Annotated in this window: 13 protein-coding genes; 7 read left to right on the top strand and 6 right to left on the bottom strand. The window is 43.0% G+C overall.

All coding sequences use genetic code 11. From position 1 onward, the window contains the following. The first annotated feature begins 112 nt into the window (after positions 1-112). Entirely contained in the window at positions 113-784 is a 672-nt protein-coding gene (locus ACHUGF_RS03690) for a flagellar brake protein (RefSeq protein ID WP_394129429.1), read from the top strand. 1,232 nt (positions 785-2,016) lie between these two features. On the opposite strand, the gene ACHUGF_RS03685 is transcribed toward ACHUGF_RS03690, so the two are convergent. Further along, the gene (locus tag ACHUGF_RS03685) at positions 2,017-2,706 is read right to left on the bottom strand and encodes a zinc metallopeptidase (protein WP_394129428.1); all 690 of its coding nucleotides are present in this window, start codon (positions 2,704-2,706) and stop codon (positions 2,017-2,019) included. A gap of 260 nt (positions 2,707-2,966) precedes the next feature. On the opposite strand from ACHUGF_RS03685, the gene ACHUGF_RS03680 reads away from it, so the two are divergent. Next, positions 2,967-3,686, top strand: a complete 720-nt coding sequence (locus tag ACHUGF_RS03680; RefSeq protein WP_394129427.1) for a PilZ domain-containing protein — start codon at positions 2,967-2,969, stop codon at positions 3,684-3,686. Positions 3,687-4,035: 349 nt separating this feature from the next. Here ACHUGF_RS03680 and ACHUGF_RS03675 read toward each other — a convergent pair whose 3' ends face one another. From ACHUGF_RS03675 to ACHUGF_RS03665, 3 genes are all read right to left on the bottom strand, one after another. Continuing rightward, the gene (locus ACHUGF_RS03675; RefSeq protein WP_394129426.1) at positions 4,036-4,230 is read right to left on the bottom strand and encodes a hypothetical protein; all 195 of its coding nucleotides are present in this window, start codon (positions 4,228-4,230) and stop codon (positions 4,036-4,038) included. A gap of 341 nt (positions 4,231-4,571) precedes the next feature. Then, positions 4,572-6,215: a chaperonin GroEL gene (gene groL, locus ACHUGF_RS03670; protein WP_394129425.1), complete on the bottom strand. Its 1,644-nt coding sequence runs from the start codon at positions 6,213-6,215 to the stop codon at positions 4,572-4,574. Positions 6,216-6,267: 52 nt separating this feature from the next. Next, the gene (locus ACHUGF_RS03665) at positions 6,268-6,558 is read right to left on the bottom strand and encodes a co-chaperone GroES (protein WP_394129424.1); all 291 of its coding nucleotides are present in this window, start codon (positions 6,556-6,558) and stop codon (positions 6,268-6,270) included. Between the two features lie 204 nt (positions 6,559-6,762). On the opposite strand from ACHUGF_RS03665, the gene ACHUGF_RS03660 reads away from it, so the two are divergent. Further along, positions 6,763-8,127 (top strand): MATE family efflux transporter, encoded by a 1,365-nt coding sequence (locus ACHUGF_RS03660; protein WP_394129423.1) that lies wholly within the window; start codon positions 6,763-6,765, stop codon positions 8,125-8,127. Positions 8,128-8,266: 139 nt separating this feature from the next. Continuing rightward, positions 8,267-8,629, top strand: a complete 363-nt coding sequence (locus ACHUGF_RS03655) for a hypothetical protein (RefSeq protein ID WP_394129422.1) — start codon at positions 8,267-8,269, stop codon at positions 8,627-8,629. Positions 8,630-8,755: 126 nt separating this feature from the next. Here ACHUGF_RS03655 and ACHUGF_RS03650 read toward each other — a convergent pair whose 3' ends face one another. Beyond that, the gene (locus ACHUGF_RS03650; RefSeq protein WP_394129421.1) at positions 8,756-9,391 is read right to left on the bottom strand and encodes an FxsA family protein; all 636 of its coding nucleotides are present in this window, start codon (positions 9,389-9,391) and stop codon (positions 8,756-8,758) included. A 216-nt stretch (positions 9,392-9,607) separates the two neighbouring features. Between ACHUGF_RS03650 and cutA the strand changes: the two genes are divergently transcribed. The 3 genes from cutA to ACHUGF_RS03635 all read left to right on the top strand — a co-directional run bounded on the left by cutA (position 9,608) and on the right by ACHUGF_RS03635 (position 13,738). Beyond that, complete coding sequence (cutA, locus tag ACHUGF_RS03645) at positions 9,608-9,931, top strand: divalent-cation tolerance protein CutA (protein ID WP_394129420.1); 324 nt, start codon at positions 9,608-9,610, stop codon at positions 9,929-9,931. Next, on the top strand, positions 9,928-11,793 hold the full coding sequence (locus tag ACHUGF_RS03640; RefSeq protein ID WP_394129419.1) for a protein-disulfide reductase DsbD: 1,866 nt from the start codon (positions 9,928-9,930) through the stop codon (positions 11,791-11,793). Before cutA ends, ACHUGF_RS03640 begins: the two co-directional genes overlap by 4 nt. 295 nt (positions 11,794-12,088) lie before the next feature. Next, positions 12,089-13,738, top strand: coding sequence for a cation:proton antiporter domain-containing protein (locus ACHUGF_RS03635; RefSeq protein ID WP_394129418.1), 1,650 nt, complete (start codon positions 12,089-12,091; stop codon positions 13,736-13,738). A 78-nt stretch (positions 13,739-13,816) separates the two neighbouring features. Here the strand turns inward: ACHUGF_RS03635 and ACHUGF_RS03630 are convergent, their stop codons facing one another. After that, positions 13,817-15,604 carry a flavocytochrome c gene (locus ACHUGF_RS03630; protein ID WP_394129417.1) on the bottom strand — a complete coding sequence of 596 codons (1,788 nt, stop codon included), beginning with the start codon at positions 15,602-15,604 and terminating at the stop codon, positions 13,817-13,819. Positions 15,605-15,844 lie beyond the last annotated feature (240 nt).

Below are 15,844 nucleotides of genomic sequence, written 5' to 3'. Positions count from 1 at the left end.
CAGCTATATTTTATAGATTCTTTACAGCACGTTAGTCACCCCATTGATTATTTCTCTATTACGGTATGCTAAAGTCTGTAATGCACATCATGACTAAAGTGAGTAGGAAGGGATGGCTACAAAACGAGTAAATACCCAAAATGGACTGTCGAAAGAGTTTAACTTTCTTGCTGGAACACCAATTAATATTGATATTGTGACTCCTGCAGGACAAAAAGGTCGTTTTCGTACAACCTTTATCGGCTACCTTCCTGGCGAATTCGTACTCATTCAATTCCCCGATTTAAATAAATTAGGCAGCTACGCCCAATACTTCGTTAATGGAACAGAACTGACAGTAAGAGGCTTAATTGAGGGTCATGAAGCCTCAGTGATTGCATTTGTCTCAACCATCAAGCAAACCTTAACCGTACCAACTCGAATGGTTGCACTGAATTTTCCCAAAGAGCTCACAGTGCACAACCTAAGGGCAACCAAACGTGTATTAACAGAACTTCCTACAACCGTGAGTCTTGAGCCTCAACAATGGTCTGCCTTAATGAGTGATATATCATTAATGGGGTGTCACTTAATCGTCAACAAATGTTCTGATGAAGATATTGAAGAAGGCGCAAAAATTACCATAACCGTAAAAGATAATGATGAGAACAATATCTCGATAACAGCTGTTGTATGTAACAAAAAATCTAAAGGCACAAATATCGAGTTTGGTTGCCAATTTACTGAACAGCAAGACGACAAGATTGAAAAAATGATCCATATGGCATTACTGGTAGAAAAGTGAATGTGCTTAAAATAAGTCGGGTCAGAGTAAACTTAAATTAGAAATTAGCACCATAATAAGTCGGGTCAGTAAAATAAGTCGGGTCAGAGTAAACTTAAATTAGAAATTAGCACCATAATAAGTCGGGTCAGAGTAAACTTAAATTAGAAATTAGCGCCACGCTTCAATAAGCCGGGTCAAAATAAGTCGGGTCAAAATAAGTCGGGTCAGAGTAAACTTAAATTAGAAAATTAGCACCATGCTTCAGCTATTTACATCACAATTTTCTCTATAACTTCCCCTTCGAAGTAAATAAAAAAGCCCGAAACCATCAGGTGTCAGGGCTTTCATTTACCAGCATCACACGATCACCTGCATACGCTCCAACGAAAAAATAAAAATTGTTTAAAATCAATATATTGCCATCATAAAAACAGAAATGACCACATCACCAGTATTCACAAACAAAAGCTTTGAAAAGGCATTGTTACTAATAGCTTAAAAATAAAAGTTTACTCTGACCCCACTTATTAACGTCAGTGTATTTAAAGGTGGTACGTTTGGTTCTGGAGACTCTGGAGGCTCTGGAGGGTTAGTAGGCGGTGCAACTAATGGCTCAAATTCAGGAACTGGTTCAAGAAAAGTTTGTACTGGCACCGCCGATAATATGAGATGCTTTACTGTATATTACTAATATATAAAGGGGGGATTCACTAAAATAGTAAAGCGAATTCCTCCGTCTAATAAATATAGAGATACTTATGAATATAATAAAAAAATACATCTAGAATTAATAACAATAGCAGCTTTATTATTACTACTGCATTTTAGGGAAGTTAACGTAATGAAATTAAATACATTCAACCTCATAACCTTTACAATTGCCACATCTCTTTGTCTTTACATCTTTAAAAAGAAAAACATAAAAAACTATTATCTAATTTTTTTGGGCATTTTTATATTTTGCATATCAGCTTTAAACATAGGTATCGACATTGCTTACATAACATTACTTTTACAGAGTCTTTTTCTTCTTTGCCTTAAAGTAAAAGAAATAATTACAGACAAACAAAAAAAATTTAAACAGTAGACTGTTAACAATCTGGATTTATACATTTTTCATTTAAATTACGAATACTAAAGTGCAAAAAACGCAAAGAAACGTACACGCTGACTTGCTGAGCGTGTAGCTATGAACAAAGAATGTTTTAACGGGCTGTTTAAGTTTACTCTGACCTCTGACCCGACTTTTTTTAGCGACGTAACACCGCTATCCAGCGGCCAAGACTGAGCAAGCTGGCCAGCGAGCCTGCCACGTAGGTTAGCGCCGCTGCCTTGAGGATCTTCTCCGCATGTTTTAGATCACCGTCGTGTAGGTACTGCCCCTCTTTTAGTATAGGCAGCGCCTTGCCATAACTGGCGTCGAACTCCACAGGTAGAGTCACGAGATGCACAATGGTGCTTAACCCCATCGACAACACCCCTATCAAAATAGTCAATGCACCAGCCTGCGGTATACGGGTGAGCATTAACACCACTGGCGCGGCAAACATCATGATGCCAGCAATACGCTCACCTACCATCGCGGCTCTAGCGAGCTTCTGCCGCATCAGAAATAGAGATTCTCCACGAGAATCTTGCAAAGCATGCCCAACCTCGTGTGCAGCGACCGTCACAGCAGTCAGCGAGTAACCGCAATAGTTGTCCGGCGCAAGGCGAACAGTCTTAGCAGCAGGATCATAATGATCACCGTCTAGCGTCTCTTCAACCTTGACGTCATTCAGTCCCAAACTGTCCAGAAGATGACGCGCAAGTTCTCCACCGCTGCCTTGCTGACTGTAGCGATCAGCAGGTTGCTGGTACTTATTCATGATGTGCTTGACCCACCAACCTGGCAAGAATACACAGCTGGCAATGACAATAAATAGGATGATCCATAGCATGAAAACTAGTATGCCATAACCGTTTGTATTACTCTCACTGCATTTACGTAAAGCCACTAACCGTGGATGGGTATAGTTGCCTGCAAAAAATAAGTGTAATTAATCCCTAAAAATAAAAGTTTACTCTGACCCCACTTATTCTCATTTTTCATCAAGTTTGGCGCTAAATGGCAAATTAATACCCCCATTTATCCGTTAGCATTACTCTAAATCTTGACTCATTGTAGGCTGTGGCCTATTTATCACGAGGAGGCATTAGAGTGACTAATAAACGCGTACAGCTTGTTACTGAACCAGAGAAAATCAATCACACTTTAGGTTTACTTAGGGCTGATAGCCAAATTGACATCGAGTTCGCCTTTTTTAGTAACGAACGCATCAAAGGCCGTGTTGTAGGCGCTCAAGCTGGCAAGTACTTTCTATTGACGTTACCTAAAACGGTATTTCGTACTCAAGAAAACATGCTAGTTGAAGGGCAGACTGTGGTAGTAAGATCAATTATTGAAGGTGACACAGGTGCCTGCGTTGCCTTTAAAGTGCGTATCCAGTCGGTAAGTAGAGCTCCCTATTATCTGTTGTTTATCGACTTCCCAAAAAAATTAGAGATGATTAACCTGCGCAAACAGGCAAGGTTGAGCACGCAGTTCCCTGCTAGTTTGAGCGTTCAGCAAGCTAACTCTGAGCAACATAGCCAAGTACTGACCGGGACAATTCATGATATTTCAGTATCGGGTTGTCGTTTTAAAACCGATAGCCAACCTAATGCCTTGCATCATTTAGACCGATTGATTGAACTAGCTATTAGTCTAGACGCGAGTACTGTGCCGCTTAAAATCAAGGCCAAAGTGAGCAATAGCAATGCTGGTCGTAATGGAATGCTATCGTTAGGAATAGAATTTTTGAGCGAGCAGATGAGCCCCAAAATCAATCAACAACTCGCTCAGCTTGTGCAATATCCTATGCTACGTAAAGCTAGCTAATGAATTAAGTAGGGTCAGAGTAAAGTTATTAAAGCTTGATTCCGGCTAAAAGCATCGCCGGAATGACAATTAAACTAGACCCGTTAATTGTCAGAAAACAAAAAGCCCCGATACCATTAGGTATCAGGGCTTTCAAATTCTCTTTTACAAGAAAAAGTTTACTCTGATCCCACTTATTACTTATTCCCGAGAAAAAGTTTACTCTGACCCAACTTATTCCCACTTATTCAAAAATGGATGGAAACAACGATGACGTTCCCTGTAAAAGGCAGTGATGTAACTGATAGCAGGGTCAAAAAAGTTTAGCGTGCCTTTATAGAGATATATGCAAATTCAGTACCCAAATAGGTTATCTAATGAGATTAGTTAACAAACTCCATTCAATATTTGAGTATAAAGATAAACCTCCTAGAACATACCAAATTTGCTTAAAAGCAAAGATCAGTTTTACTGCTGAGGTTGCTGCAGAGGTCATACTATCTAAAGCTATCTGGGCTTGTTTAGCATGAACAGAAATTTGGTTTCCCCAAGTCGGTTTCTTCATTCCATAACCTCAATTTTTCTAAGTGAGATTATTATACCAAACTGGTCATACCAGTCAACTGGTCGACCAGTTAAGGGTGTTGTTTAGGTCGTGTATAAATGGGAGCAGAGTCAACTTAAACCCAATTACGCTTCCCCAAACAAAAAGCCCCGATACCGCTAGGTATCGGGGCTTTCAAGTTCTTTTACAAGAAGTATGGCTTTCAGTTTTTAAGCTAAGACCAGCATCTGTGTATAGCGCAGGAAAAATGGGCTTAGAGCAAGGCTTTTTGTAGCGACGTGTAGCGTTTTTCTACACGAGCTGCAAAGTAACGCAGCTATAACCCATTTTAACCAGTTAGCTTACATCATGCCGCCCATTCCGCCCATACCACCCATACCGCCCATATCTGGCGCAGCTGGAGCTTCTTGAGCAATCTCACCAACCATTGCTTCAGTGGTGATCATTAACCCTGCAACAGACGATGCAAACTGTAATGCACTACGAGTTACTTTAGTTGGGTCTAGGATACCCATCTCTAGCATGTCACCGTAAGTGTCGTTACCGGCGTTGTAACCAAAGTTACCTTCACCGTTTTTCACGTTGTTAGCGACAACAGATGCTTCTTCACCAGCGTTGGTAGAGATTTGACGTAATGGCGCTTCCATTGCACGTAGTGCGATTGTCACACCGTGCTTTTGATCTTCGTTGATCACTTCAACGTCGCCAATTTTGCTTGCTACGCGAACTAATGCAACACCACCACCAGCAACAACACCTTCTTCAACGGCTGCGCGAGTCGCGTGTAGTGCATCTTCTACGCGCGCTTTTTTCTCTTTCATTTCAACTTCAGTCGCTGCACCTACTTTGATCACTGCAACACCGCCAGCTAGTTTAGCCATACGCTCTTGTAGCTTCTCTTTGTCGTAGTCAGACGTTGATTCTTCAGCTTGTAGCTTGATTTGTGCAACGCGTGATTCGATTTGAGTTTGCTCACCAGTACCGTCGATGATAGTGGTGTCATCTTTAGTGATCACAACGCGCTTCGCTGTACCTAAATCTTCTAGTGTCGCTTTTTCAAGCTCTAGACCGATTTCTTCAGCAATGACTGTACCGCCAGTTAGGATAGCGATGTCTTGTAGCATAGCTTTACGACGGTCACCGAAACCAGGCGCTTTAACCGCTGCCACTTTTACGATGCCACGCATGTTGTTAACAACTAATGTTGCTAGCGCTTCACCTTCAACATCTTCAGCGATGATCATCAATGGCTTACCAGTCTTAGCAAGTGCTTCTAGCAAAGGCAGTAATTCACGGATGTTTGATACTTTCTTGTCAACTAACAAGATGAATGGGTTTTCTAGCTCAACGCTGCCCGTTTCTGGCTTGTTGATGAAGTATGGAGATAGGTAACCACGGTCGAACTGCATACCTTCAACAACATCAAGTTCGTTCTCTAGTGCTTGACCTTCTTCAACAGTGATAACGCCTTCTTTACCTACGCGCTCCATTGCAGTTGCAATGATTTCACCGATTGATTCGTCAGAGTTTGCAGAGATAGTACCTACCTGTGCAATCGCTTTGGTGTCACTGCACTCTTGAGAAAGAGTTTTCAGTTCAGCTACGGCTGCAACAACTGCTTTGTCGATACCGCGCTTAAGATCCATTGGGTTCATGCCAGCAGCAACCGCTTTTAAGCCTTCATTTACGATTGCTTGTGCAAGAACAGTTGCAGTAGTAGTACCGTCACCGGCTGCATCATTGGCTTTAGAAGCAACTTCTTTCACCATTTGTGCGCCCATGTTTTCGAACTTGTCTTCGAGTTCGATTTCTTTCGCTACAGATACACCATCTTTAGTGATAAGTGGTGCGCCAAAGCTTTTGTCTAGTACTACGTTACGACCTTTAGGGCCTAAGGTAACTTTCACTGCGTTTGCTAGTACGTTAACGCCAGCTAGCATTTTTACGCGTGCGTCATTGCCAAATTGAACTTCTTTAGCTGCCATGATTTAAATCCTTTGAATAATATATTGATGGAAGTATATAAATGGGGGAGGCTTAGCCTACTACCGCCATTAGGTCGCTTTCAGACAGAATCAGTACTTCTTCACCGTCAATTTTTTCTTTTTTCACGCCGTAACCTTCGTTGAAGATCACCACGTCACCCACTTGTACATCAAGTGGCTTAACTGTGCCATTTTCAAGAATACGGCCATTGCCTACGGCTAATACTTCACCACGTGTAGAAACTTCTGCAGCGCTGCCAGTCAATACAATGCCACCCGCTGAAGTTGATTCAACTTCTAGACGCTTAACGATTACGCGGTCATGTAATGGACGAATATTCATCTATGAACTCTCCTAATGATGTGATGCCCAATAATCAAGGCGATTAATTAATAGGGTTTTACCCTAGATGCATGTGATATGGGGGTAAGTGATAGCAGATCCAAGGGGATTTACAAAAAAAATTTAAATTTGTTGAGTGGGATTTATTAATGCTCTGTGAATCCTGTTAGAATTCGACTCCATTAAGGTTTACCACGATGTTACATGAACGATAAACACGGACTGCTCACTCAACCTATTGGCCGAGTGCTTTACAATATGACTCTGCCTAACCTGATTGGTATTTTAACCATTATGGGTGGCTCACTGGTAGACATGTTCTTTATCGGTAAGCTGGGCACAGAAGCCTTAGCAGCAATCAGTTTCACCTTCCCTGTTACCCTTGTTGTCTCCAGCATTGCTATCGGTATTGGCGCAGGGCTTTCACGTAATTTCGCCCGCTATATGGGTAGCGGCGATATAGCACAAGCCAAGATCTTTTTATTCGATGTACTGCTGATTACCTTTGCCCTTTTTAGCATTATTGCCCTTATTGGATTGATGTTTATTGACCCGCTGTTTACTTTGCTTGGTGCCAGTGAATCAACCTTGTACCTCATTCACGATTACATGTTTTTCATGTACTTGGGTGCGCCCATTTTGTCATTGCTGATGGTACTTAACCAAGCACTGAGAGCCACAGGAGACACCCGTACACCGGCTAAAATCATGATGTCTGCCGCCATCGTAAATATCGTATTAGACCCATTACTGATTTTTGGTATTGGCCCGTTTCCACGTATGGAATTACAAGGCGCAGCCATTGCGACTTTGATGTCTTGGTTAGTAGCGGTCTTAGTATCGGGTTACTTAATTATCATCAAGCGCGATCTGATTAGCCCTGCAAAAATTCAGTTTACACGCTTGAAAAATAGCTTTGCCACGCTTTCGCATATTGCCAGACCTGCGTCATTAATGAATATGATTAATCCGATAGCTAATGGTGTGATTCTAGCGATGCTTGCGCGGGTTGATCAGGCGAGTGTTGCCGCCTTTGGTGCAGGGATGAAGTTAGAGTCGCTAATCATTATTGTGGTAATGGCATTATCATCAAGCTTGAACCCATTTATCGCGCAAAATCTAGGGGCGGGAAATACCCACAGGGCAAAAGAAGGCCTATTGTTATCGCTTAAGTTTGTGCTGATTTTTCAAACGCTATTAATTGTGCCTTTGTGGTTCAGTTCACAGTGGATTGCTGAGCTATTCTCATCAGATCCTTTGGTGGTCGATTGGCTGAGTTTTTACATTCAAATCGTGTCTCTGGCCTATGGCTTCTTAGGCATGGTGATTATCTTTGCTAATAGCCTAAATGCCTATAACCGTCCAATGAGTTCACTGGCGATTAATGTTGCGCGCCTATTTTTACTGTTATTGCCAGGTGCCGCTCTCGGGTTAATTGTCGGCGGCGTGAAAGGGGTGATGGTGGCATTACCTATTACCAATATCATTATGGGCATTGCCTGTTATATTCTGGCCACCAAAATATCAGAAGCTGACACCCCGATGGGTAAAACCAAACCTGTGAGTTAACCCTCACTTGTGCTTATCTGGCTTTAACCTTGCACTCAAGCCATGACACAGTATGTTATGCATAGAAGTCATGTTAATAAGCAACATTGATATAACGCTCATTGGTCAAACATGTTTTAGTCTCAAAAGGTATTCAGCCATGACACGTGCATTAAAAGCGGGATTATATTCAGGTATTGTCTGCCCGGGTGTGGGGCAATGGTGGTTAGGCTACAAATTACTTGCCTGTGTGTTTGTTCTGCTGAGCCTCATTAGTTTAGGTGCCATTGGACAGTTTTTACTGGCGCAGGCACATACTGTGGTTGATCAAGTATTGGCAGGTCAGGTAAACAATAACTTTTTCAGTATTTATCAGCAGGTCAAAGCGTTAATGGCACAAGGCGTAAGCGAAGAGCTATCTGGCTGGTCACAACTGTTTGTGGCTAATTGGCTGATTGCGATTATCAGTGCTGCTTATCTAGGTTATCGCCAAGATAAGCTGGCTGAGCAAGCGAGTGAATAACAGCTTGTATCACGAGTCATCGCTGTAACAGCACCCTTTCATCTCAAAATAAAACAGCGCTTTCATTTCAAGGTAAAACAGCGAGCATGGGCTCGCTGTTTTCAATATTGCACTCTACTACCGTGTTTAATCTTGCTTCTTACTATCTTGCGAGTCTGTTTTTGGCTCGACTTCAACGTCGATAATGTCACTTTCTTTTTGAGCGGGATCGTTTTGAGCAGGTTCTTTTTGAGGAGACGCTATATGATGCGAGCGTGGACTTGGGTCTTGCTTACGCTCAAAGTCGCCATCAAAGGTATTGCCCTGATCGCCAAAAGGTGGCTGTTTATCAAATGGGTTGCCTTGTTGGAACGGTCCTTGGCCATGTGGGCCAAAACCACCAGTAAAACGTGCATCAGAGACTACTTTTAACTGCAAACGTTTGTATAAAAAGCTGGCGATAGGTTTACGGGTAAAAGGCGTAAGTAATATCAGCCCGACAAAATCGGTCACAAAGCCTGGGATTAACAACATGACACCAGCTGCGGCAAGCATCATTCCTTCGACAATTTCTTTGCCCGGTGCTTCACCACTGGCCAGCTTTTGCTGTGCGATCATCAAGGTACTTAAGCCCTGACTACGTACTAAAGATACCCCAACGATGGCAGTGAAGAACACTAATGCCACTGTATTCCATGAACCAAACGCTTCACCAACGCGTATTAACACGTTCAACTCAATGACGGGGATCACCACAAAAAACAATAATAAGAAAAAAAACATGTTGGCCTCGCTTAAAGTGCGTATGCCCAATTGAGCGACGTCACGTTTTGAATAAATTTTTTAACTGCTTTGAATACTTTATGGGGGTTACACGGTCTTAATTCAAGACACGTCACGATTATCAAACAGAATAATGAAAACTGTTACTAAAAATCGTACAGTAGTCCCATAATAACTTTATTAGCTTAAGCTAACTTTAACTTTTATTGAGATACAATGACTGCAAAGTATTTGATAGTGTATAGCACCTGCCCAGATAAAACCGTGGCACAAACCATTGCCCGAGGTTTAATCAGCAAACAATTAGCAGCGTGTGTACAAATCGGTCAAAGCATTGAGTCAGTGTACGCTTGGCAAGGAGAACTTTGCCAGTCTCAAGAAGTGCCCTTACAAATAAAGTGTCTTGCAAGCCACTATGATGCCATTGAGCAAATGATCCTGAAACATCACCCTTATGATGTGCCAGAAATTATTGCCAGTAGCATCGACCGTGGTTTCGCTCCGTATTTACAATGGATAGAAGAAACTTCCGCATCATGAAAAAACTCGTCTCAGTTGTATTCACATCACTTGTATTGATGTCTACTTTGCTTATGACGTCATTGGCAACCGCACCAATGGCTCATAGTGAAGGAAGCTTAGCCAAGCGATTTAGTTTTTTGAGCTCAAGCAATGAGCCTGAACTTATGCCAGTTAATGAGGCATTTGTTTTTGATTACAAACAGGTTGGTAACCAAGTTAAGATCAGCTGGATCATTGCTGATGGCTACTACATGTACCGTGATAAGCTACAGTTTTCTGCCGATGATGCCGTAATTGGTGATATCGAGCTTCCTCGCGGTAAAATGCACAATGATGAATACTTCGGCGAGCAAGAAGTTTTCTATACCTTTGTTGAGTTTCCCATTGCCTTGAAACAAGCCACCAAAGAAGGGACGTTAAAGCTGACCTTCATGGGTTGCGCTGAAGGTAAACTTTGCTATCCACCCACCACTCGCGAAGTAATCTTAGAAGAAGTTGCTGAAAATGAAGGTAAAATCACCGCCAAAAAGGTGATTGGAGCTCCTGAGACTTCAAGCAGTGCACCTGCCGCGCCAATTACCCAACAAGATAGCTTGAGCCAAATGCTGCAAGATGACAGCCTATTTTGGACACTGTTGGTATTCTTTGGTCTAGGTGTGGGACTGGCACTCACCCCGTGTGTATTCCCAATGTACCCGATTTTGTCGGGCATTATTGTTGGCCAAGGTAAGAAATTATCAATGGGTAAAGCATTTACCCTATCAATGGCCTACGTACAGGGCATGGCGATTACCTACTCTCTGCTCGGTTTAGTGGTTGCGTCTGCGGGAATGAAATTCCAAGCTGCATTGCAACACCCTGCCATTTTGATTTTCTTGGCCGTCATGTTTGTGCTACTCAGTTTATCAATGTTCGGTTTGTATGAGCTGCGTCTGCCAGGTAAATGGCAAGAGAAAATGAACAACCTGTCAAACAACCAAAAAGGTGGCAATCTAGTTGGTGTGTTTATCATGGGTGTCATCTCTGGTCTGGTTGCTTCACCTTGTACCACAGCCCCATTGTCAGGCGCACTAATCTATGTCGCGCAATCTGGCGATTTAGTGCAAGGCTTCATGGCACTGTATGTTCTGAGTATGGGTATGGGCGTACCACTACTTATTATGGGTACTTCAGGTGGTAAGTTACTACCGCGTGCTGGCGCATGGATGGATGTGATTAAGACTATCTTCGGCTTCTTACTGATTTCAGTGTCGATTATGATGCTGGGCCGCATCTGGCCAGGCGTGATATCTGACGTACTCTGGTCTATTTGGGGCATCAGCTTAGTCGGCTACTTAATGCATCAGAATAAGATGACTGAGTTTAACTGGAAGCAAACGGCGCGTAGCATTTTATTATTGCTATCGTTATTAGCGAGTTTCTCTTATGGTTTCCAAGCTGTCATGGGCGCATTTGGACTGCAAGCGCCAGGCTTATCTGCTCCAGCGGGTCAAGCAACTGCGCAAGCACACCATCCTGAGTTCATCAAAATTAAGTCTCTTGAAGACTTAGAGGTTGAACTGGATAAAGCCAGTATAAGTGGCAAGACGGTCATGTTAGATTTATACGCTGATTGGTGTGTAGCCTGTAAAGAGTTTGAAAACATTACCTTTGTAGCACCAGAAGTGGCAGAGCGCTTAAACCAAATGGTGTTATTACAAGCAGATGTGACCCGCAGTGATGCTATAGATGTTGAGCTGCTCGAACATTACAACGTGTTAGGTCTGCCTACCTTACTAATGTTTGATGAAACAGGCGAATTACGTGATGATTTACGCGTAACGGGCTTTATGCGACCTCAAGCCTTTGCTGAACATTTAGATTTATTACTTAAAAATTAATATAAAATTAAGTATACCAATGAAAAATAGCGACTTTTATTGAAAAAGTCGCTATTTTTTTATGTTGAATCTGCATTTACAACATTCTCAGCATAATTCACTAGAATACGTAAAAAAATTCACTTGCCAAGCTGCACTGTTTGCTGTGAAAATTAACAATCACAACAAAAATCAAAAATGTCGTTCATAACAGACGCAGTAACACTCACCACCTGTCATACTCTTGTTAGTTTCGACTAATCAGTGAGATGTTTTGCGACGCTTCTACATTTGAAGCTATGCAGCAAGGAGTACCATGGAACCCGCAATATTAATCATTACCCTACTGTGTGGCATGATAGTGAGCCGAATTGGGCTACCGCCGCTAATCGGTTACCTTGCAGCCGGTTTTTTCTTGTTCATGTTTGGCCTTGAAGAAGACAGCATCCCGCTACTAAACAGCCTTGCCGATCTTGGTGTCACCTTATTGCTGTTTGCCATTGGTTTAAAACTGGATTTAAGAAGCCTGCTGAAAGCTGAAGTTTGGGCGAGCTCAAGCTTACACTTAATCGGTTCCATGCTGTTCTTTATCACCGTATTAAAAATACTGGGGTTAATTGGCCTAGATAGGCTGGAGTTCTTAGATTTTAATCAATTGATGCTGCTCGCCTTTGCGCTCAGTTTTTCCAGTACGGTTTTTGCGGTAAAAGTATTAGATGAAGCCGGTGATGCGCAGGCTTTATACGGCCGTGTAACCATTGGTATCTTGATTATGCAAGATATCTTTGCTGTGGCTTTTCTCACTGTATCGAAAGGCGAATGGCCTTCGATATACGCATTAGGCTTGTTATTACTGCCATTAATCAGACCTATTATCTACAAGGTATTTGACCGTGTCGGCCATGGCGAAATGCTAATTCTGTTCGGCTTAACCATGGCACTGGTTATGGGCGCATGGATGTTTGAAGCTGTAGGGCTCAAGCCTGATCTCGGTGCACTCATTATGGGGATTTTGTTGGCTGGGCATGCTAAATCCTCTGAGTTGGCTAAGTCGATTTATTATTTTAAAGAGTTATTCTTAGTCGCCTTCTTCCTCACCATTGGTTTAAATGGCTTACCCACAGTTTCAGATGTTGGACTCGCGGGCATTCTAGTGCTTCTGTTACCGCTTAAGATTTGGCTGTTTTTCTTCCTGTTAACCCGCTTTAAGCTGCGTTCTCGTACCTCGCTGTTTGCCTCATTCAATTTAGGTAACTACAGTGAATTTGGTTTGATTGTCGCTGCTGTGGCCGCGCAAAAAGGCATGTTACCTCCGGAGTGGTTGATCATTATTGCGGTTGCACTGAGTTTAAGTTTCCTCGTCGCGGCACCACTTAATGGCATGGTTAATCGTTTATATGAGCGTTACCACGCCAAGCTTATCGCGATGGAAAAGTACCCATTGCACCCTGAAGATAGACCCATTCGCATTGGTAACCCACGCTTCTTAATCTTAGGTATGGGCCGCATTGGTTGCGGTGCTTATGATGAAATAAAAAACCAATATAACGATGAAATATTGGGTATTGAACACAAACAAGAGTTGGTCGACTTCCATCTCAGCGAAGGCCGTAACGTGGTGCAAGGTGATGCCAGCGATACCGATTTTTGGGAAAAGCTAGAGCATGCGCCCAACCTTGAAATGGTCTTGCTCGCGATGCCACACCATATCGGTAACATGTTCGCAGTTGAACAGCTAAAGCGCCTAGATTACAACGGCAAAATCAGTGCCATTGTACAATACAGCGAAGATGCTGAAGCCTTAAGAGAAGCGGGGGTTGATGCGGTTTATAACTTGTATGAAGCCGCGGGTGCGGGTTTTGCAGAGCATGTCATTAAAGAAGTGCTGCATCAAGATGAGAATGCGGTATTCGATGCGATGCAGACCAAGCAAGGTGGAAGCTCGCCCACGGTGAGTAAACCCTAGCGCTTTAAATGTTCGCAAAGTCATATCTCAAACAAAAAAAGTGAGCCAATTGGCTCACTTTTTTATTAACAGCCGTCGTTACTTTTTCGAATAAGCAGCAGCGTTTTCACCAGCCAGTTTACCAAAGGTAATGATGTCTGAAATTGCGTTACCACCTAAGCGGTTCGCGCCATGTACACCACCGGTCACTTCACCTGCACCGTAAAGACCTGGAATCACTTTCTTATCTTCAGTCAATACTTCTGCTTGTGGGTCAATTGATACGCCGCCCATGGTGTGATGAACACCTGGGGTAACTTCAATTGCATAGAAGTTTCCTTCATTCAGTGCACGAGGTAAGTTTGCACGCTCAAAGTCTGTATCTTTACCCGCTGCCACCAAGGCATTGTATTGCGCAATGGATGCGGTTAACGCTTTACCATCTATGCCTTCAAGCTTACCTAATGCCTCAGGTGTCGCTGCTGATGGCACCACGCCTAGCTGAATATACTTATCAATTTTCTTCAGCGATTTACGCACTGAGTCATCAAAGATTAAGAAAGCAGTTTTACCTGTTTGATTCAAAATTGCCGCAGCAGCTTTATCACGAGTGGTGATTTCATTGACAAAGCGCTTACCTTCACGGTTGACCAAAATGGCGCCATTACCCCGTACCGCCTCGGTCACCATCACGCCACCTTTCACTGATAATGTTGGGTGAGCTTGAATATATTGCACATCCGTCATGCCTGCACCAGCATTACCTGCGACATCAAGGCCATCACCCGTTGCACCGGGTTGGTTGGTAGAAATAAAGCCTTTTAACTTAGGATCGTATTGTGAAACCCGCTCATTATTTTTAGCAAAACCACCTGTTGCCATAATTACAGCATCGGCTTTAATCCAGTAATAACCTTGGTATTTACCTTTAACCAGTAAACCTTTGACTACACCTTTGTCATTTTTGAGCACTTCAACACCACGGGTATTCATGCGTAAGTCGATGTCACGTTTCACGGCATTGTCATACAGCACTTGAATCACATGGGCACCGACACCCGCGCCACCCGTTGGACGGTGAGAACGGTTGGCAGAAGCGCCGCCCATACGGCCTACGTCATTTAAATCTGCACCTAGCGTGGTTAGCCAATCCACTGATCCTTTTGAATGTGAAGTCAGCACTTCCACCAGCTCAGGTTGATTTAAGTCTCGTCCACCTTTCATGGTGTCTTTATACATAGAGTCGGCGCTGTCTTTAATGTCTTTGGCTTTTTGCTGTTCTGTCCAAGCGGCATTCATACCACCAGCAGCCAGCTTGGCATTACCACCAATCACAGGCTCTTTTTCAATCAGCATCACATTGGCACCTTTATCGTGTGCTGCTACGGCTGCAGCAAAACCTGCACCACCTGAGCCCACGACAACAATATCTACAGTATCAGCTGGCGCTGCTGTCAACGCGGCTTTGCGGTCAGCGCTGTCTTTGGCTAACTCTGCAATAGATGGTTCATAACGCTGCCATTTTTTGCTGTATGGCATATCAAATTCAAAGCTATGACAGGCATCGCAATACACCACTGACTTCTCATGAGCGCTATGACAAGCAGTACATGCAACATCGCCTGGGAAGTGAGATTCATGGGCATTGTAGTTCTTACGCGTATTGGTTTCGGCCATTTCAGCTAAGTCGCCATGGCACGATTCACATTGCGCATTTTCATGAGTTAAACTGTCATTGGACAGTTCTCCACTGGCTAAATGGCAGCTTTCACACTCCATGTTTTCGCCATGAAAATCTGCCAAGTTATCAGCGGCAATTGCACTTCCCGCTAATCCTGCACTGCCTAATACCGCAGCTAACAGAGCTGCACATTTTGTCATTTTCATCTTGTCCACCTAGTCACACATTTTGATTAGTTGATATTGATTAATCCTTGTTGATAAGCACTAGTTTGAAATACAAGCCATAGTCGCTCAACACGCTCAGCCAAAGTGCACATGGTTTTCAACCGCGGATCACATCTTGATTTTGCAACTATGCAAAAACGCATATGCTGCAATGGCACTATGCAAAAATGCATAGTGCTAAGTGATGCTCATCACAGCATAGGTACTGATGTAATGAGC

Origin of the sequence: Shewanella maritima (assembly GCF_043643735.1) — a bacterium.
Lineage (GTDB): Bacteria > Pseudomonadota > Gammaproteobacteria > Enterobacterales > Shewanellaceae > Shewanella > Shewanella maritima_A.
The sequence above is the reverse complement of the archived record's forward strand: the minus strand, read 5'-3'. Positions and strand labels throughout refer to the sequence as shown.

Excerpts from the sequence above, each read along its gene's own strand:
- ACHUGF_RS03650 (WP_394129421.1), bottom strand. The coding sequence starts at position 9,391 with ATGTTTTTTTTCTTATTATTGTTTTTTGTGGTGATCCCCGTCATTGAG.
- ACHUGF_RS03660 (WP_394129423.1), top strand. The coding sequence starts at position 6,763 with ATGAACGATAAACACGGACTGCTCACTCAACCTATTGGCCGAGTGCTT.
- groL (WP_394129425.1), bottom strand. The coding sequence starts at position 6,215 with ATGGCAGCTAAAGAAGTTCAATTTGGCAATGACGCACGCGTAAAAATG.
- ACHUGF_RS03675 (WP_394129426.1), bottom strand. The coding sequence starts at position 4,230 with ATGAAGAAACCGACTTGGGGAAACCAAATTTCTGTTCATGCTAAACAA.
- ACHUGF_RS03630 (WP_394129417.1), bottom strand. The coding sequence starts at position 15,604 with ATGAAAATGACAAAATGTGCAGCTCTGTTAGCTGCGGTATTAGGCAGT.
- ACHUGF_RS03655 (WP_394129422.1), top strand. The coding sequence starts at position 8,267 with ATGACACGTGCATTAAAAGCGGGATTATATTCAGGTATTGTCTGCCCG.
- cutA (WP_394129420.1), top strand. The coding sequence starts at position 9,608 with ATGACTGCAAAGTATTTGATAGTGTATAGCACCTGCCCAGATAAAACC.
- ACHUGF_RS03640 (WP_394129419.1), top strand. The coding sequence starts at position 9,928 with ATGAAAAAACTCGTCTCAGTTGTATTCACATCACTTGTATTGATGTCT.
- ACHUGF_RS03665 (WP_394129424.1), bottom strand. The coding sequence starts at position 6,558 with ATGAATATTCGTCCATTACATGACCGCGTAATCGTTAAGCGTCTAGAA.
- ACHUGF_RS03635 (WP_394129418.1), top strand. The coding sequence starts at position 12,089 with ATGGAACCCGCAATATTAATCATTACCCTACTGTGTGGCATGATAGTG.
- ACHUGF_RS03690 (WP_394129429.1), top strand. The coding sequence starts at position 113 with ATGGCTACAAAACGAGTAAATACCCAAAATGGACTGTCGAAAGAGTTT.
- ACHUGF_RS03685 (WP_394129428.1), bottom strand. The coding sequence starts at position 2,706 with ATGCTATGGATCATCCTATTTATTGTCATTGCCAGCTGTGTATTCTTG.